At 69.0% G+C, this 17,687-nt stretch carries 14 protein-coding genes and 1 pseudogene; 4 read left to right on the top strand and 11 right to left on the bottom strand.

The window, feature by feature from the left end; all coding sequences use genetic code 11:
- Positions 1-66 precede the first annotated feature (66 nt).
- Genes G7043_RS32460 through G7043_RS32435 form a run of 6 tightly spaced genes read right to left on the bottom strand, consistent with a single transcriptional unit; the run spans position 67 to position 4,689 of the window.
- Positions 67-933 carry an NYN domain-containing protein gene (locus tag G7043_RS32460; protein WP_166052225.1) on the bottom strand — a complete coding sequence of 289 codons (867 nt, stop codon included), beginning with the start codon at positions 931-933 and terminating at the stop codon, positions 67-69.
- A 31-nt stretch (positions 934-964) separates the two neighbouring features.
- Entirely contained in the window at positions 965-1,312 is a 348-nt protein-coding gene (locus tag G7043_RS32455) for a DUF4279 domain-containing protein (RefSeq protein WP_166052223.1), read from the bottom strand.
- 34 nt (positions 1,313-1,346) lie between these two features.
- On the bottom strand, positions 1,347-1,865 hold the full coding sequence (locus G7043_RS32450; protein WP_166052221.1) for a hypothetical protein: 519 nt from the start codon (positions 1,863-1,865) through the stop codon (positions 1,347-1,349).
- Positions 1,858-2,955 (bottom strand): hypothetical protein, encoded by a 1,098-nt coding sequence (locus G7043_RS32445; RefSeq protein WP_166052219.1) that lies wholly within the window; start codon positions 2,953-2,955, stop codon positions 1,858-1,860. Before G7043_RS32445 ends, G7043_RS32450 begins: the two co-directional genes overlap by 8 nt.
- 13 nt (positions 2,956-2,968) lie before the next feature.
- A complete protein-coding gene (locus tag G7043_RS32440; RefSeq protein WP_313888182.1) occupies positions 2,969-3,355 on the bottom strand; it encodes a FixH family protein in 387 nt (128 codons plus the stop codon).
- The gene (locus G7043_RS32435) at positions 3,352-4,689 is read right to left on the bottom strand and encodes a hypothetical protein (RefSeq protein ID WP_207312008.1); all 1,338 of its coding nucleotides are present in this window, start codon (positions 4,687-4,689) and stop codon (positions 3,352-3,354) included. The genes G7043_RS32440 and G7043_RS32435 overlap by 4 nt, the downstream gene beginning before the upstream one ends.
- Before the next feature lie 136 nt (positions 4,690-4,825).
- Between G7043_RS32435 and G7043_RS32430 the strand changes: the two genes are divergently transcribed.
- The 3 genes from G7043_RS32430 (at position 4,826) to G7043_RS32420 (ending at position 9,116) form a co-directional block, all read left to right on the top strand.
- On the top strand, positions 4,826-5,962 hold the full coding sequence (locus G7043_RS32430) for a sensor histidine kinase (RefSeq protein ID WP_166052217.1): 1,137 nt from the start codon (positions 4,826-4,828) through the stop codon (positions 5,960-5,962).
- Positions 5,959-6,627: a response regulator gene (locus tag G7043_RS32425; RefSeq protein ID WP_166052214.1), complete on the top strand. Its 669-nt coding sequence runs from the start codon at positions 5,959-5,961 to the stop codon at positions 6,625-6,627. The genes G7043_RS32430 and G7043_RS32425 overlap by 4 nt, the downstream gene beginning before the upstream one ends.
- Before the next feature lie 140 nt (positions 6,628-6,767).
- Positions 6,768-9,116 carry an ATP-binding protein gene (locus tag G7043_RS32420; protein ID WP_166052212.1) on the top strand — a complete coding sequence of 783 codons (2,349 nt, stop codon included), beginning with the start codon at positions 6,768-6,770 and terminating at the stop codon, positions 9,114-9,116.
- A gap of 17 nt (positions 9,117-9,133) precedes the next feature.
- On the opposite strand, the gene G7043_RS32415 is transcribed toward G7043_RS32420, so the two are convergent.
- The 5 genes from G7043_RS32415 to G7043_RS32395 all read right to left on the bottom strand — a co-directional run bounded on the left by G7043_RS32415 (position 9,134) and on the right by G7043_RS32395 (position 16,827).
- Positions 9,134-12,220 carry a PA14 domain-containing protein gene (locus tag G7043_RS32415; RefSeq protein WP_166052210.1) on the bottom strand — a complete coding sequence of 1,029 codons (3,087 nt, stop codon included), beginning with the start codon at positions 12,218-12,220 and terminating at the stop codon, positions 9,134-9,136.
- Positions 12,221-12,346: 126 nt separating this feature from the next.
- Entirely contained in the window at positions 12,347-14,932 is a 2,586-nt protein-coding gene (locus G7043_RS32410) for an EAL domain-containing protein (RefSeq protein WP_166052208.1), read from the bottom strand.
- 308 nt (positions 14,933-15,240) lie between these two features.
- The gene (locus tag G7043_RS32405) at positions 15,241-15,504 is read right to left on the bottom strand and encodes a DUF6510 family protein (protein ID WP_166052206.1); all 264 of its coding nucleotides are present in this window, start codon (positions 15,502-15,504) and stop codon (positions 15,241-15,243) included.
- Positions 15,505-15,517: 13 nt separating this feature from the next.
- Positions 15,518-16,258: a ferredoxin reductase gene (locus G7043_RS32400; protein WP_166052204.1), complete on the bottom strand. Its 741-nt coding sequence runs from the start codon at positions 16,256-16,258 to the stop codon at positions 15,518-15,520.
- Entirely contained in the window at positions 16,228-16,827 is a 600-nt protein-coding gene (locus tag G7043_RS32395; protein ID WP_166052202.1) for a sulfite oxidase-like oxidoreductase, read from the bottom strand. Before G7043_RS32395 ends, G7043_RS32400 begins: the two co-directional genes overlap by 31 nt.
- 50 nt (positions 16,828-16,877) lie before the next feature.
- Between G7043_RS32395 and G7043_RS32390 the strand changes: the two are divergent.
- Positions 16,878-17,659: pseudogene (locus G7043_RS32390) on the top strand (crotonase/enoyl-CoA hydratase family protein).
- Positions 17,660-17,687 lie beyond the last annotated feature (28 nt).

Below are 17,687 nucleotides of genomic sequence, written 5' to 3'. Positions count from 1 at the left end.
AAGATCGCGGGCCCCTCGGCGAATGCCGAGGGGCCCGCGATCATTCCGAGCAAATTGCCAGCAGCCTCATTGCGGAATACTTGATCGCCCAGAATCGTCGAGCCGCACCAGCTGCGCCCGCGGGTACTTCCGCCCCGCCACCGGCACCGGCGACCCGGTGAACGACACCGGCGTCCCCGCGAGCAACAACGTCAACCCCTCCGGCAAGTCATCCCGAGAAACGAACCAGGACCCACCCCGCGTATCGGTGATGAACCCGTGCGACTGCCCGGACTTCCAAGTAGCAACGGTCCCCCGCCGCCGCCCCCGAGGCGCCCCCACCGGAGAAGCAACCGCCTCCGAAGACCGCACGAACGCCCGCCGCAACGGATAGTCGGCAGCATCAGCAGGCGCGAACAACGAGTCGAACCCTGGCGTGAAATGCGTGGCCGCCCGCAGCGGCGCGGCGGTGCGCGGCGTCCAAGCAGGCGCCTCCACCGCCGGAACGTCCACAACCGGCACGACCACGTGCACACCGCGGTCGCCGAGCCGCGTCACCAGCGGGGTGAAGTCGGCGTCCCCGGTGAGCAGCACGACCCACTGCAGCGGCACCGACATCGCGCGGTCCCACGCTTCGAGCGCCAGCTGGACGTCGACGCCCTTCTCCTTGCCGCCGTGCAGCGGCAGGTCGTGGCGGGCAATCCCGGCGGCAGCCAAGGCCGCGTCGAACGACTGAGCCGGCGTGTCGATGCGGCCGCGGGCGTAGTGCGCTTCGGCGATCACGCAGGAGTCGAGCGGCAGGCCCGTCTCGGTGTGGACGTACCAGCGCACGGCGTCGTGCAGGCCGTCCAGCGAGATCCGGGCCGCCCGCCGGTGCGCGGTGGCGTAGAAGTCGCTCAGATAGGCGAACCAGGTGCCGTCGTAGAACACGCCGATGCGGACGATCTTTCCCACCGGATCGACACTACCTTCGCGGCCGGTCCGGTCAGGAGCCGGTCCAGGTGTCCAGTTTGACGTGGGCGCCCATCTCGCCGAGCAGCTTCATCAGGTTCGCACTGATCAGGAGGTGGTCCTGGCCGTCCTTCGGCGTCCAGGAAACGAAGAGGTCCATTTCGCACGTGGCCGCGAGCTCCACGAAAACCTCCCTCTTCTCCGCCAGGACCGCCTCCACCAGCTGCAACCTGTCGTCGAGAGGCACGTCCGGCGGCCCGACGTCGAGCATCCACAGCCGAGAGGACCGTTCTCCGATTCCCAGCGCGGAATGGATTTCGGCAGCGGTGCGCCCGTCGGCCCACACCCTGAGTGTGGCCTTCGACCACGATTCGCTGTCCACCGCCGATGGACTCTGCGTCAGTCCGCCTTTGCGGTCAATTCGAATTCACCCGGGTCCGGCGCCATGCGACCACGATGAGTCCGATCAGGCCGAACAACGGGATGGTGCTGATCGCCCACGACAGGCCCATCGGCGGTCCCGGCTGCTCCATCACCTGGAGGTTCCTCAGCTCACCGGAAGCCGGACCCGCCGGGCCGGAGATGTCGAACCGGAACGTCCACGTGCCCGGCTCGGGCAGCGCGTGGATGTCCAGCCCCCACACGTCCCGCTTGCGGGGATGGCGCGCGAGCGGGGTGTCGTCGGGCTCGCCATGGGCCGGAACCATGGTCAAGGTGCCCTTCTTGCCCGCGATGCCGTCCTCGGGCGCGAACGTGAAGTCCAGCGACTGCATGGCTTTCACGGGCCACGTGCTGAAGCCGACGGTCAGGTTGTACGGGCCCGCCTGCACCTTCTCGGTGTGCACGACGTTCACCGGCTCGAACGCGAGCGCCGGAGAGGCCAGGCCGAGCAGCAGGAAGCAGGTCCCCAACAGTCCCAGCAACGTCTTACGCATGGCGATCTTCCTTTGCTGGTGCGAGGTGGCGCAGCATCTGACCGAACCGCCGCCCGAGCAGCGCGGCGCCGGCGCCGAACGCGGCCGAGAGCACGACGGTGGCGAGGTACCTGCCGTTGGGGTGGAACGGGGCGCCGTAGACGAGGACGGCCTGCAGCGGCACGCAGGCCGCGATGAGCGCGCCGCCGAGCGCGCCGGGGATCCACGCCGGCAGCCGGTGCAGCAGCTCCACCGCCACCGCGACGACGATCAGGCACATCGGGATCGTGTAGGGCAGGCCGGGGATGCCGTCGGCGTAGTCGCGCAGCGGCAGGCCGGTGGCGTCCGCGTAGACCCTGGCCGCCCACGGCGAGAACCACCAGAACACCGCCTGCAGCACCGCGACCGACAGACCGACGGCGAGAGCACCACCGCGCCGGTTCAGCGCGTGAGCCGCCATGAACAGGATCATCACCGAGGTGAACGCCGTGCCCGCGGCGACCGGGTTGGCGAGGCCGTCGGGCACCGCGCGCAGGCCGAGCACGGTCACCATGCTGAACACCAGTAGCACGGCCGCGGTCGCGACCACACCGTAGACGCCCCAACGCTGGTCACGTGCGACCGCGAAGATCATGACCGTGCCGACCATCGTGATCGAGATCGACAGCAGCAGGCCGATGTGCGGCGGTGACTCGATCACCGCGTCGAAGCCGTACAGGCCGTGCCACCACTGGTCCCACAGGCCGTACACCAGGAACAACGCGGCGCCGGTGCCGGAGATCAGGTAGCCGACGGGTGCCGCGAACGTGCGGCCGAAGACGCCGACCGCGCGGCCGCCGACGATCGGGTCGATCGCCTTGTCGCGCTTGGCGTTCGCGGTCGTGATCAGCACGACCGCGAGGCTCGCGATGCCGGAAAGCGCGCTGCCCGTGTACAGGAACAGGTGCGGCATCGTGAAGAACGTGTCCGGCCCTACGTCGGAGTGCCACTGGATGTCCCAGGTCAGGCCGATGAGCGAGAGCAGGGTTCCGCCGAGCACGAAGCTCGCCGGGACCAACCCCCTCGGGACGACGAACCTGGCCTGCGTCGTCGTTGTCGCGGCGATTGCCACTGATCCTCCCCTTTCAGGTGAGCAGCAACGGGATGACGACCCGTTCCGCATTGAGTGACACGGTGATCTCCCATTGCCCGGCCATCAGCAGGTCGACGTCGCCGACCTCGTAGCGGCCGGGTTCCGCCGGGCCCGCGGTGATCGGGGCGAGCGCGTGGCCCATCTGCGGCATCGCCGGTTCGACCGTCACCGCGCCCTGGGCGGGGTGACCCGACCGGTCGGTGACCCGCAGGTCGAACGAGTTCCTGCCGGACTTCGTGCTCGCGGGCGTGAGCACGAACCGGAGTTGCGCGCTTTCCGCGAGCTGCGGCTGTGCCTCCACGGTGCGCGGCCACACCACCACGAGCACGCCGGCCAACGCGATCACCGCGGCCAGAAGGACGAGCGCAGAACGCTTCACTTCTCCGAAACCCCCTTCGCCGCGGGAACGTCGACGACCGTCGGCACGGTGACGATCTCGTAGTTCCGTTCGGCCTGGATCCACACGAAGTACTTGCCCGGCAACGGGAACGAGTAGGTGAACGGCACGTCCGGCCCGTATGCGGCCACGCTCTCGTCCGGCTTGTCGGGCAGGCCCGGCGTCGGCGGGATCATCGAGTGCACGTGCGCCCAGATCGGTGCCTTCGCGGGGCTGTCGGTGACGGGCCCGATGACGATCATGTGCCCGAGCATGCCCAGCCACGGCTGCAGATCCCGTTCACCGAAGCCCGCGGTGATCGTGCTCGGCCGGCCCGCCTCCCGGATTTCCGTTGCCAGCGCTGCCTTTCCGTCCTGCGGCCGAGCAGCGGACGTGCCGGAGACCTCGATGCTGGACCGCAGCAGCTGCACTCCCCCGCCGCGCCGGGCGATCTCGGCGGCGAGCGCGTACGTGCCCCGTTCCGCAGCCTTCAGCCGGGCGCGGTACTCGCCCGGTGCCGTGCGAATCGGGTGCAGGTGAAGGAGATTCCCGGACGGCGACACCACGACGAGGTGGATGAACGCGCTGTCGTGCACCAGCAGGTCGTCCACCGGCCGCCCTGACGACCCGTCCGTCAGACTGAGCACGAGATCATCGCCACGAACACCAGGAACGAGGTTCACCGGCGGCCGCGAGAAGTCCACTATGGACGTTCGCTGGTAGGGATCGTTGACGTTGTCGAACGTCGGATCCAGCTGCGTGCCGGGCGGCGCGAGCGGCGGAATGCTCGGCGAGAGCAACGCCGCCGTGGCCGCGACGGCGACCGCGGCGATCACGCCCGCTGTCGGCACGAGCGCGAGTCCGGGCCTCCCGAACACCGCCAACAGCAGTGCCACGAACAACAGCACGCCGGCCGCGATGAACCCGCCGTAGGTCGCGTTCTCCCACGGCGACGGCACCAGCGCCGGAACGACGAACGGAATGGTCGCCTCGTCGACCGCCAGCTCCCACGGCCCGGGCCGGTCGATCCGCAGGACACCCGAGTGGAAACCGGGCTTCTCCCCCAGAACCACCTTCGTGGTGCTGGTCGCCGCGCCCGCCGCCCGCGCGGTCAGCGTGATCTCCCCCGCCGGCGAACCGGCGTGCGTGACCACGTCGACGTGCACTGGTCCGGGCACCTCGGCGACCCGTCGGATGATCACCGTGAGGTCGCGGTCGCCGAGCGTCTGCGCGACGTGGACGTCCGCACCGGCCTGGGCGCCGTCGGCGAGCGCCGGGCCCGCGATTCCGAGGATCGCACCCAGCGTGAGCAGCAGGATCGAGACGCTTCGTTTCATCGTGGCCGAACGTAACGATCACCACCGGCCCGAAGCGTCACTGCCGCGACGGAAATCGGGTCCCCCGCGCGGGGGATTTCCGGCCCCCGCGAAGGATGACGAACCCGGCGCCCGGATGCGGCAAGATTCCTCAGCGATGCACCCGATCAAGCTCCCTCTCAAGCACCAGTCGTGGCTGGTGGCGGCCACCTGCATGCTCGCCGACGGCGGTTTCGTGCTGTTCTCCGACGGCACGCCGGGACAGACGGCCGGGGTGCTGATCATGACCCTGGCGGTCGACCTCATGCTCGCGGGCCCGACCAGGTACTCCGGCTGGGTCGCCGCGGCCCAGGCGGCCGTCCCGCTGATCGTCCTGTTCGCCGTCGGCGACCAGATGTACGCCAACGAGGCCGGCCTGCTGATCGCCGGCTACCGCGCCGGCGCCTGGCTGCGCGGCACACCGGCCTACGCCTCTCTCGGCGTGCTGGCCGTGAGCGCGTTCATCTGCCCGTTGGTGATGCGCACGGAGGTCGTGCTGTCGCTGCTGGTGGTGGCGAAGATCGCGGTGCTGCCGTGGCTCGTCGGCCGCTACACCACGGCCCGCCGCTCCTACTTCGCCGAACTCGAGAAGCGTTCCGCGATGGAGCAGGCGGACGCGCAGGCAGCCGTCACCAAGGCCATCACCGAGGAACGCAGCGCGATCGCCCGCGACCTGCACGACGTGATCGTGCACCACGTCAGCGCGATCGGCCTGCACGCCGGCGCGGCCCGCCTGGGTCTGCCCAACGGCAACGGCGGCCTGGAGAAGTCGTTGCGCTCGGTCGAAACTTCCAGCCGTGCCGCGATGGTCGACCTGCGCCACCTCCTGGACCTGTTGCACGGCGACAAGTCGGAAGGCGCCCGCCAACCGGGCCTGGACAACGTGGACGAGCTGCTCGACGGCGTGCGCGCGGCCGGCACCCCGGCGCGCCTGGAGGTCCGCGGCTCGCCCCGAGACGTGCCGGAGTCGTTGGACATCACGGTCTACCGGATCATCCAGGAGATGCTGACGAACGCCCTGCGGCACGGCGACGCGTCCGGCGTGACGGTGACCTTGGACTACGCCCCGGACGCGCTCACCATCTCGGCCTCGAACGCCGTGGGCAACGGCAACGGGCGCTCCGGCTCGGTGCGCCGAGGCCTGGCAGGCATGCGCAACCGCGCGGGCATGTTCGCCGGCACCACCGAGTCCGGCCTGGCCACCGACGGACGGACCTGGCGCACCGTCGTCACCTTCCCGCTGGAGGCGTCATGACCCTCACCGTGCTGCTGGCCGACGACCACGCGATGCTGCGCTCGGGCCTGCGCGCCATCTTCGACACCCAGCCCGACCTGCGGTGCGTCGCCGAGGTGGCCGACGGCCGGGCCGCCGTCACCGAGGTGGCCCGTCTGCGCCCGGACGTGGCCGTGCTGGACATCCGGATGCCCAAGCTGGACGGCCTGGGCGCGACCGAGATGATCCTGGCCGATCCCGCGAACCGCACGAAGGTCCTGCTGCTGACCACGTATGACACCGACGAGTACGTGTACCGGGCGCTGTCCGCGGGCGCCAGCGGGTTCCTCCTGAAGTCGCTTCCGCCCGAGGAGCTGATCTCCGCGGTCCGGGTGGCGGCACGAGGCGACGCGTTGATCGACCCGTCCGTGACGCAACGGCTCATCGCGCGCTTCGCCGTCAGCCTCGCCACACCACCCACTCCCCCGGAGCTCGCCCTGCTCACCGCACGCGAGCGGGAGGTGCTGCTGCTGGTGGCAGCGGCGCACAGCAATGCCGAGATCGCGGCTCAGCTGCACGTCGGAGACGAGACCGTGAAGACGCACGTCTCGCGGGTGCTGGCCAAGCTGGGACTACGGGATCGCGTGCACGCCGTCGCCTACGCGCACGTCAACGGACTCGTGGGAACAAGACAGCCGGGGCGGTGACGAGTTCTCGAACCAGCACGAATCCACGCCGACCGGAATTCGGATTCACACCTTCCCGGTAACACGAATGGGGCGGCGCTCGCCGCTTGATAACCTGTTCGACCTCCAGCGGTCCGGCGTGAGCTGATGTGAGGTTCGAAGTGAGTGAGGACGACTCGACCTCCTTGGTCACCGAGAATTCCAATGTCGGTGGCAACATCGTCCAAATCGGGATCGTCCGCGGCGACGTCAGCCTCGCCACCGACTCACCCACGACGGTCGTCCCGCGGCAATTGCCGGCCGACGTCGCCTTGTTCACCGGACGAGTGGACGACATGGGCCGGCTGGAAGGCTTCCTGCAGGACATCGCCGGGGCGGACACCTCGGCGCTGGTGATCTCCGCCATCGCCGGCACGGCGGGCGTCGGCAAGACCGCCCTCGCCCTGCACTGGGCGCACCGCGTCCGGAAAGAATTCCCCGACGGGGATTTGTACATCAACCTCAGAGGCTACGATCCGGAGCCGCCGGTCACCTCGGAAGAAGCCCTGAGCCACTTTCTCCGGGCACTCGGCACACCCGCTTCCGACATTCCCCCGAGTGTGGCGGAGAAGAGCGCGCTCTACCGGTCCTTGCTGGCGTCCCGGAAAATCCTCGTCGTTCTGGACAACGCCTCCTCCGAGGACCAGGTCCGGCCGCTGTTGCCCGGGAACGCCGGCTGCGTGGTCGTGGTGACGAGCAGGAACGCGCTGGCGGGTCTGGTCAGCCGGGACGGAGCCCGGCGCATCACACTCGACCTCCTGTCCACGGCGGAGGCCGTCACACTGCTGCGGGAGGTTCTCCGTGTCGTCCACGAGGACGCGGACGACACGATCCTCGCGGAGCTCGCGGCGCTGTGCTCCCATCTCCCCCTGGCACTGCGGATCGCCGGCGAGATCGTCGCCTTCAGGCCCCAACGACCGATCGCGGCTCTCGTCGCGGAGCTGGCCGACGTGCGGGAGCGCCTTCGGGTCCTGTCCTCGCCCGAGGACAAGACGGTCGCCGTGCGTGCGGTCTTCTCGTGGTCCTACAAGACGCTCTCAGACGAGACCGCCCTGTTGTTCCGGCGCCTCGGACTGCACGTGACCCCGGACTTCGGCGGCCCCGTCGCCGCCGCGCTGGCGGGCATCAGCGTGCCGGACGCCCAAACCGGTCTCGAGGAACTGGCGCGAGCACACCTGGTCGAAGAACCCACCCCGGGCCGATTCCGCTTCCACGACCTCCTCCGCGCCTATGCGACTGAGATGGCACACGCGGACGACTCGGCCGAGGACACCACCGATGCGGTGAAAAGGATGCTCGCCTTCTACCGCAACGGCGCCGAGGAGGCCGCCGCCACAACTCCACATCAGCCCCACGAGCCGCCGAAGCTCGCGCCCGATGCAGCGGCGCTGATCTCGTTCACCGATGCCCGCGAGGCGCAGTCCTGGTGCGAGTCCGAACGCGCGAACCTCATCGCCGCCTTGCAGCTCGCGAAGAGCCTCACCGACGAGGCCGCGTGGCGCATCCCCGTCGCGTTGCGTGGATTCTTCGGGAACACCTTGCCGCGCAACGAGTTCCTCGAAGTTGCCGAAGGCGCGCTCGTCGTCGCCGGCGCGCTCGCGGACAGCCACGCACACGCGTGGTCACACCAGATCCTGGCCGACGTCTACCACGGCTACCGGGAGTTCAAGAAGGCAGCGCATCTCTACGACCAGGCCGCCCTGCGGTGGCAGGCCCTGGACGACCTCCGCGGTCATGCGATGAGCACGTACTGCTGCGGGGTGGCGGCGTGGAACATGGGCAACCTCAGAGTCGCGGAAGAGCAATGGCAAACGGCTCTCCAGCTCTGGCAGTCCGTTGAGGACGCCAGTGGCGTCGCCATCGCCCACCACGCACTTGCTTACTACTACTGGTTGCAGGAGAAACCCGATCAGGCGTTGGAGCACCACGAGGCGGCCGAAGCACTGGCCGCCGCACACGTGCGGTACGACGACTTCCTGCCACAACGCCTGCCGAGATCGGTCGTCGGGGACACGGACGAGCGGATCAGCTACCTGCTGGAGAGTCTCAAGACCCACCAGCAGTCGAAGAACAGACTGGCCGAGGCGTGGGCGCTGTGGGATCTCGCCAACGCGGACACGTTCAAGGCCACCCCGTATCTCGAGAAGGCCGTCGAGATCTTCGCCGACCTCGACGGTGACATGCACCGAAAAGCGCAGAAGATGCTCGACGACCGCCGTTGCGGGATCCGGCGTTCGGATGACACGACCGTCTTGCCTGTTCAGGCCGCGGTCAGCCGCCCGCCGGAAACGTCCGCCCACGACCTCACCCCACCGGCACCGTCGGCGGACGGAGGGCTGCGGTTCCTGCTCGTCGCCGGGCCTTGCGCGTTCAGCCTCCTCCTGTGGGTGCTGGACTTCCGAGTCGCGGCCGGCCTCGGCCTACTGGTGACAGCCTTGATCCTGTGGGCGCTGATCCGACGACACCGGTGAGGCCGACCGCGACAACATCAAGAGGTGACCCGGACGTCCTTGATCGCGCCTCGCCAGAAGTCGACGTTCTGACCTCCGAACTTGGCCCGCCCCACCGCGAGCGCGCCGGTGCTCACGATCGCCGGCCCGGCCGGAGCCGTGGCGACCAACGACCCGTCCACGTAGAGCCGGATCTCGTCGCCGACCCGTTCGCCCTTGAGCTCGTACCAGCGGCCGAGCTCCGGCGTGATCTCGAACCGGGCCCGGTTGCCGCCCGGCGTGCTGAACGCGAACGCGCCCTGCCCGTACTGCAGGTAGAACGGATTTTCGCGCTCCCTGCCATCCTGGCTGACCGCGGTGGCGTAGTTGTCCGGCAGCTCGTCCAGCCGCACCTTCGCGGACACCGAGTAGTCGCCGGTCGTGTCGATGACCGGGCCGTAGGTCTCCGCCGAGCCGTTGCGGAACTCCAGCGCGCCGTCCTTCCAGGTGGCGCCGGTCGGGCTCAGCGTCAGCGGATTGCCGCCACCGCTCGAGTCCTTCGCCGCCGTTCCCTTGCCGTCGTTGAGCTTCCACTCGCCGCGCTCGGCGTACGGGTACGGCTTGCCGGCGTTCGCTCCTGCCTCGATCACCCGCCGGTTGATCTCGCGCACCGGGCCGGGATCGACCTTGATGCGCTTGCGATCGTAGGTCCAGAGCCCGTTGAGCTCGCCCTCCAGATCGGTGACCTGCGTGTAGACCGACGCGGACAGCTCCGCGCGGGCCTGGCCCAGGTAGAACGTGCGGGTGTTGTCGACGTACTTCGCCGTCAGCGCCGCCTTGCTCGCCACACCGCTGTAGATCGCGATCGGCGCACCGGGCCACTGGTGTCCAGGCGTGCGCAACGTGAAGCCGCCGTGCTCGCCGTCCATCACGACCCGCTTGCCGTCCGGACGCGCCGGGTCGGTGTTGTTGTAGTCGTGGTGGTCGATGACGTCGCCCTTGCCCGAGTCGCCCTTGGAGGCACAGCAGTTCACGCCGCTGTGCGCGTTGACGATCCGGCTCGGGTCAGCGGCCTTGACCTCGTCGGTGATCTGTCCCGTGACGGTGCGGTCCCACTCGCCCCAGCCCTCGTTGAACACGATCCAGGCGTAGATCGACGGGTAGTTGTGCAGCTGCTGCATCAGCTCACGGCTCTCGTTGAGGAACGCCTGCTGTGCCTTGGGGTTGTTGCCGTCCTCAATGGACACGAAGTCCTGCCACACCAGCAGTCCCAGCCGGTCCGCGTGGTAGTACCAGCGGGCGGGCTCGGCCTTGATGTGCTTGCGGACCGAGTTGAAGCCGAGGTCCTTCTGCGCCTTCAGGTCGAACACGAGCGCCTCGTCGCTCGGCGCCGTGTTCAGCCCGTCCGGGTAGAAGCCCTGGTCCAGCTGCATCAGCGAGAAGATCGGCTGGCCGTTGAGGGTCAGCTTGGGCGTTCCGCCGACGGTGGTGATCCCGGTGGACCGCATGCCGAAGTAGCTTTTGACTCGGTCGCCGCCCAGCCTGATCTCCAGCTGGTACAGGTACGGGTCGTCCGGCGTCCACAGGTGCGGGTTCGGCACCGGCAGCGTGAGGTTCGAGTTCGCCGGTCCGGTGACCGTGCCGACCTGCCTGCCGCGCGCGTCCTTCGCGACCGCCGTGACGGTGGCGTTCCCGGCGGACCTGACGGTGACCGCCAGCGAGCTCGTGGCGAGGTCCGGCGTCGTCTTGATCTCGTCGATCCCCTTGTCCGGCACCGGTTCCATCCACACCGTCTGCCAGATGCCCGACGACGGCGTGTAGAAGATGCCGCTGGGGTTGCGCGACTGCTTGCCCTTCGGCTGGTGCGGGCCGGTCGTGTCGGTGACCGCGACGACGATCTCCTGCTCACCGCGTTTGAGCGCATCGGTGATGTCCGCGCTGAACGCCGTGTAGCCCCCGGAGTGCTCGGCGACCAGCTTGCCGTTGACCCACACCTTCGCCTCGTGGTCGACAGCGCCGAAGTTGAGCTTCACCCGTTGCCCGGACCAGTCCCGCGGCACCGTCACCGTGCGGCGGTAGAACATGTGGTCCTCGTGCCGCTCCAGCCCGGAGAGCTGCGACTCGATCGGGAACGGCACGATCACCTTCTCCGGCAACCGCTTCCCGAACACGGGCTGCTGCCCTGCCTTCGCCGCCGCGAACTCCCACGGGCCGTTGAGGTTGACCCACCTGTCCCGTTCGAGCTGCGGCCGCGGGTACTCCGGCAACGGGTTGCGCGTGTCGACCTTCTCACCCCACGGCGTCCTGAGCCGTTCCACAGAGGCGTTCTTGACGGTGCGAGCGGTCTTCTCGACCTTCTTGCCGTCGACGGCCAACGCGCCCGCGCCGTCGTAGTAGATCCTGACCCTCTGGTCCTTCAACACTTCCTCGGCGAGCCGGACCGTGGCCCGGCCGCGACTGGCCGTGATCACCGAGACCGGCATAGGCGTCGCGTCGACCTCGACGCGCAGGTGCTCCTTGAGGTCGCCCGTGCCCGAGACGCGGCCGCCGAAGTCCGCCGTCAGCACCCGGCCGTCCTTCGAGACGCCCGCCGCGCGCGGCACGACCTGGAAGTCCGCCGGCGGCGTGAACGCCGACTCCGGCACGATCTGCTTGGGCGTGGTCGCGCTCGACCAGCGCAGGAACATGTTGGCGCCACCGGTGTCCTGGAACATCTCCAGCCGGAAGTCGTACTGCCTGCCGGCGGTCAGCGCGACCGGCGCGCTGGTCTGCTCGCGATCCCAGTCGCCGACCCAGTGGTCGATCACCGGCCGGCCGTCGACGAACAGCCGGAACCCGTTGTCCCCGATGGCGTGGAAGGTGTACTCGCCGGTCTGCGGCACCGCGATGCTTCCGGTCCAGCGTGCCGTGGTGTGCTCGGTGCGTCCGGCGAGGAACCCGAACACACCGGTGAGGTCCTGGTGGTTCACCTCGGCGTCCAGCACGGTGCCCGCGAGGTTCGCGAAGTCCCGCGCGCCCGGCGCCGACATGCTGAAGTACTCGCCCTTCAGGCCGTGCACGGGCTCGGCGGCACCCGCCGGCGGCGTGCCGGGCGCGACGCCCAGCGCCAGCAGGAGAGCGACGAGTACGGGGGCGGCTTTTCTCATCGGCGAGATCCCCTTCGTTTTACAACGTTGTAAGAGCGCTCCCATCTATCCAGGCACAGGCAACGGATGCCGGATACGGCCGTTCGGAGGCATCGGACAGGTCAAACAGGACAGAATCTCCAGGACTTATCGACCGCGCAGCAGTTCGGCGATGTCCTCTGGCCCGGTGGGGCGCGCGAAGTACCAGCCCTGTCCGGCGTCGCAACCGATGCGGTGCAGCCGCTTCACCTGCGTGGGTGTCTCGACGTCGACAGCGGTAACGCCCAGACGCCGAGCGTGTGCGAGTTGGACGAGCGCAGCCACGACCTGCGCGTCGACCGGGTCGACCTCGTCGGCGGACAGGCCCAGCAGCACAGCGCCGGAGATCTTCACCTCGTGCACGGGCAGGTGTTTCAGCATGGTGAGGTTCGAGGAGCCGCCACCGAAGTCGTCGATCGCGATCCGGACTCCCAGGTCGGACAACCCTTCCATCCCATCGAGCAAGTCGTGGTCCGCCGCGGTGATCGCACTTTCGGTGATCTCCAGTTGGAGGAGATGCGGCGGTAGCGCACAGTCGTCCAGGATGCTCTTCACGTCATTGAACAGATCCAGGGCTCGCAACTGGCGCGCGGACACGTCCACCGACACGAACGGCGCCCGAGCGCCGAACTCGTCGAGCCAGCGTCGCGCCTGCACGCACGCCCTGTGCAGCACCCGGCGGCCCAGCGGCACGATGAGACCGGTCTCCTCGGCCTGGGGGATGAACCGATCAGGCGAAAGTCTTCCGAACTCGGGGTGCTCCCAGCGCACCAGCGCCTCCACCCCCAGCACGGCTGTGTCCTCCAGCCGCACCATTGGCTGGTACTCGACGATGAACTCTCCGCGTTCCAGCGCCCTCGGCATGCTGGACAACATGGTGAACCTGGCCACCTCGCGGGCGTTGCGCTCCGGGTCGTAGAGCACCCAACGCGCCTTGCCGTCCGCCTTCGCCCAGTACAGCGTGACGTCCGCGTCCCTCATCAGGTCCGTTGAGGTGGTACCGGACAGTTGCCGTTCGACGATGCCGATGGACGCCGAGAGCGCCAAATCGTGGCCGCCGACGCGGATCGGCACCTCCAGTTCGGCCAGCACGCGGTCCGCCACGTCGATGACGTCCTGCACGCCGGCTGTGCCCTCGACCAGGATCATGTACTCGTCGCCGCCCATGCGCGCGACCAGCCTGCCCTCGCCGGACGCGCACTCGTCCAGCCGACGGCCGATCTCGACCAGCAGCTGGTCGCCGACGTCGTGGCCGAGCGAGTCGTTGACGACCTTCAAGCCGTCCAGGTCCAGGTAACACAGACCGGCACGCGCGTGCTCGGTCCTGTTGTTCATCACCCGTCCGAGGCGTTCGAGGAGCAGCGCGCGGTTCGGCAGGCCGGTCAGCGGGTCGTGCAGAGCCTGGTACCGCAGACGGTTCTGCAGCAGGTGGCGGTCGGTGACGTCCTCGACCATCGCGACCTGGTACTGCGGCTCGCCGTGATCGTCGCGCACCAGCGAGAAGGTGCACAGCGTCCAAAGTCTTTCGCCGTCAGGCCGGTACAGGTCTGCCTCGGTGCGCAGAATGCTCTTTTCCTCCGCGCTGAACTCCTCGTAGCTGCGCAGGGCTCCGGACTGTCCGGGAAGCAACGCGTCCCGGACGTTCCGCCCGCACATTTCCCGCTCGTCCAACCCGAGCATGTCCTGCAAGGCACTGTTGACTTCGAGGATCCGCCCCTCCAGGTCCAGGACGGCCATCCCGGTCACCGAATCGGTGAAGATCGCGCGATACCTGGTGCCTTCACCGGCGCGCGTCCCTGTTCCGGTTTCGGGACGCTCGGTCTCGAGCTCGGTCAGTTCCCTGTCCTGCTGGTCCAGAAGTCGCTGCACCCGATCCAGGCCTGCCGCCATGTCGAGAAGCACGTCATCGGGAGAAGGCGCCACCACGTCGAGCGCGAGATCACCGCTCTGCACACCGACAGGACCGTCCTCACCGCCGAGCCGCTCCTCGAGCAAGCGGATCTTCGCGCGCGCCTCGCCGGTCAGCGCGGTCGCCCGCCGCCGTTCCTCCTGGGCCTGGTCCAGCTGGGTTTCCGCGCGTCCACGCTCGTGCTGGGCCTCGTCGAGCCGGCGTTGGGTCGCGTCGAGTTCGGCCCGGTACCTGGTCACCTCGGCTCGATAACGGTCGCGGTCGCCGGTGAGGCCCGAGATCAGGGTGGAGAGCCGCGAAAGAACTATCTGCAGGACCAGGATCACCTGCGACGCCTGGAACTCGACCTGTGCGCTCTCCGCGAGTTGTTTGTGCGCCCTGCTCAGCTCCTCGGTGACCTTGAGGAGCTGTTGCTGTGCCGAAATGGTTGCCGCCTGGGCCTGCACGATCATGGCGTGCGCCTCGATCGGCACGGGTTCGGACGCCGGTCGCCGGTAGTGCGACTGGGCCGCACGATTCCAGATGCCGCGCGCCGCGATCCTGCGGTCCTCCGCCTGCGACCCGGAGGACGTGCACGCCTCGATCAGAGCAGCGACGAAATCCCAGTGGGGCAGCTGATCTCCACCCAGCATCTTGGACACGGTCGAGTCGCTGCAGCCGCAGCGCTTGCCCACCTCTTTCGACGTGAGGTCCGAACTGTCCATCAGGCCACGCAGGTAGCGGGCCAGATCGTGCAGCGCGGGGTCGTCCCCTTTCAGCTGTCCCCACGGACGACCAGAACGCATGACCCACCTTCCTCATCCACACCGGGACCAGCGAACCGTCCGGCCTTCACCACCACGGGCGGAACACGACAAGGTAGATCAGCCCCATCACCAACGCGATGGCGCACAGGCGAAACGTGTGATTCCACGTCGTCAGCGCAAGTCGGAGGGTTCGGCAAATCTCGCGGACAACAGCAGTCATGGTGTCCTTCTCTCCTCGTCACGAGCTCTGGTAGCGCAGAGCATCGCCGGGAAACGGGACCTCTTGCCCTTGTCCGCGCGGACAAGCCGGTCGCCGCGGACAACCCCCGGTTGTCCGCGGACGGCCCTCAGGACGAGAGCGGGATCTCCAGGCTCACCGTGCCGCGCAGGTCCAGCCACGCCCGCCCCGGCGCACGCACCAGCCGCAGCACGACCTCCTCGCAGTGCGGGCATCGCGCCACCAACCCCGGCGCGTTCTGGTAGACCCGCAAGGTCGCCACCGACCCGCGATACCCGCAGCCCGCGCACTGCCCGGTCGCCACGGTCAGGTCCACCGCGAAGATCTCCCGCAGGTCGCCCGCGAGCGCGTTGCCGTCCACGTGATCGCTCATCGTCGGTCTCCTGTCAGCCGAAACGCTCGGTGCGGACGCGGCGCGGGTCGTGGCCGAGCGCCACGAAGACGTCGGACACCGTCTCGACGAACCCGGTCGGTCCGCACACGAAGACGTGGGGATTGAACTCGGCGGGCCAGCCGTACGTGTTCAGGGTGGCCACACCCAGCCGGCCCGGCGGCTCCGGAGAACCTTCCGGAGCTCGCCGGGTGTACACCAGCCGGACGTCGAGGCCGGGATCTTCGCGGGCGCGCCGCCGCAGTTCGTCGGCGAACATCACGTCTTCGGGCGTGCGCACCGAGTAGACCAGGCGGAACGGCACGCGGCTGCCTTCCAGGGCCCGCACCCGGACCATCGCCATCAGCGGCGCGATGCCGGAGCCGCCCGCCACGAGCGTCACCGGCGCGGGATCCGTTGCACGCCACACGAACCAGCCGCCGACCGGGCCGCGCAGTTCGAGCTGGGAGCCCACGGTGAGCACGTCGCACAGGTACGGCGACACCTCGCCGTCGTCGACCCGCTGCACCGCCAGCTCGACCAGGTTGCCGTCCGGTGCCGACGAGATCGAGTAGCTGCGCTGCACCGAGTAGCCGTCCTCGGCGGTCAGCCGCACGTCGACGTGCTGACCGGGCAGGTGGCCGGGCCAGCCGGGCACCTCGAACACGAGCCTGCGCGCACTCGAAGTCAGCTCATCGGACGAGGCCAGTGACGACACCCGCCAGGTCAGTCGCCCTGATACCGCTGCTCGCGCCATGGGTCTCCGTAGTCGTGGTAGCCGGCGGTTTCCCAGAAACCGGGTTCGTCCTCGAGCAGCAGCTGGATCCCGCGAACCCACTTCGCCGACTTCCAGAAGTACAGGTGCGGCACCAGCAACCGCGCCGGGCCGCCGTGTTCGGGCGTGAGGTCATCGTCGTCGTAGCGGTAGGCGATCCACGCCTGGCCGTCGAGGAGGTCCTCCAGCGGCAGGTTGGTCGTGTAGCCGCCGTACGAGTGGACCAGCGCGAAGTCCGCCGCCGTCTCGACGTCCTCCAGCAGGACGTCCAGCGAGACGCCCTTCCACCGGGTGCGCAGCTTGGACCACTTGGTGACGCAGTGGATGTCCGTCGTGATCTTCTCCGCCGGCAGCTCGATCAGCTGCTGCCACGACCACGTGTGCTTCTGCCCGGCCTCGGTGCTGACGGTGAACTCCCACCGGTCCGTCGGCACGCGCGGGGTCGGGCCCGCGGTGAGCACCGGGAAGTCCTCGGTGAGGTACTGGCCGGGCGGCAGCTGCACGTCTGGTGACTGGCGTCGCCCGGTGAAGCCGGGAGAGACGATCGGCATGGCGTCAGTACACAGCACCGACTTCAAATGCGCACCACTAACCTCGACGAATGGAAGACGTGCGAGTGGAGACCGCGGGCACCACGACGGTGATCTGGATGAACCGCCCGGACCGGCGCAACGCGGTGGACCGCCGGATGGCCGCTGAGCTGCACGACGCGTTCCAGGCGTTCGAGGCAGACCCCGCCCAGCGCGTGGCGGTGCTCGCGGGAGAAGGCGGAACGTTCTGCGCGGGCGCGGACCTGACGGCGGTCAACGATCCTCCTCGACGCAACGTCCTCGATCCCGACGGCGGCGGCACGGCCCGATGGGACCGACCCGGCTGCACCTCGGCAAACCGCTGATCGCCGCCGTCAGCGGCCACGCCGTCGCGGGCGGGCTCGAACTGGCCCTGCTCGCCGATCTGCGGGTCGCCGAGAGCGACGCGGTGTTCGGGGTGTTCTGCCGGCGGTGGGGTGTGCCGCTGATCGACGGCGGCACCGCCCGGCTACCCCGGATCGTCGGGCTGGGCCGTGCCCTGGACCTGATCCTCACCGGCCGTCCCGTAGCCGCCGACGAGGCCCTCGCGATGGGCCTGGCCAACCGCGTCGTCGAACCCGGCCAGGCGGTGGCCGCCGCGATCGACCTGGCCGAGCAGATCGCCGCGTTCCCGTTCGAGTGCGTGCTCGCGGACCGGGCCTCCACCTACGCCGGGCTCGACCTGACGTTGGCGGAGGCACTGCGGGCGGAGGGCGCGGCCGGGGTGCCGATCGTGGCGCGGGAAGGTGCTGACGGGGCTGCCCGCTTCGCGGCGGGAGCCGGGCGGCACGGCAAGTTCGGCGACACGCGCTAACCGATGCCGCGCAACCGAAGCAGCTCGG

It is taken from the genome of Lentzea alba (genome assembly GCF_011067745.1).
Lineage (GTDB): Bacteria > Actinomycetota > Actinomycetes > Mycobacteriales > Pseudonocardiaceae > Lentzea > Lentzea alba.
The sequence above is the reverse complement of the archived record's forward strand: the minus strand, read 5'-3'. Positions and strand labels throughout refer to the sequence as shown.

Coding starts and splice junctions, on each gene's coding strand:
- G7043_RS32410 (WP_166052208.1), bottom strand. CDS start 14,932: ATGCGTTCTGGTCGTCCGTGGGGACAGCTGAAAGGGGACGACCCCGCG.
- G7043_RS32435 (WP_207312008.1), bottom strand. CDS start 4,689: ATGAAACGAAGCGTCTCGATCCTGCTGCTCACGCTGGGTGCGATCCTC.
- G7043_RS32425 (WP_166052214.1), top strand. CDS start 5,959: ATGACCCTCACCGTGCTGCTGGCCGACGACCACGCGATGCTGCGCTCG.
- G7043_RS32415 (WP_166052210.1), bottom strand. CDS start 12,220: ATGAGAAAAGCCGCCCCCGTACTCGTCGCTCTCCTGCTGGCGCTGGGC.
- G7043_RS32430 (WP_166052217.1), top strand. CDS start 4,826: ATGCACCCGATCAAGCTCCCTCTCAAGCACCAGTCGTGGCTGGTGGCG.
- G7043_RS32395 (WP_166052202.1), bottom strand. CDS start 16,827: ATGCCGATCGTCTCTCCCGGCTTCACCGGGCGACGCCAGTCACCAGAC.
- G7043_RS32450 (WP_166052221.1), bottom strand. CDS start 1,865: ATGCGTAAGACGTTGCTGGGACTGTTGGGGACCTGCTTCCTGCTGCTC.
- G7043_RS32405 (WP_166052206.1), bottom strand. CDS start 15,504: ATGAGCGATCACGTGGACGGCAACGCGCTCGCGGGCGACCTGCGGGAG.
- G7043_RS32400 (WP_166052204.1), bottom strand. CDS start 16,258: ATGGCGCGAGCAGCGGTATCAGGGCGACTGACCTGGCGGGTGTCGTCA.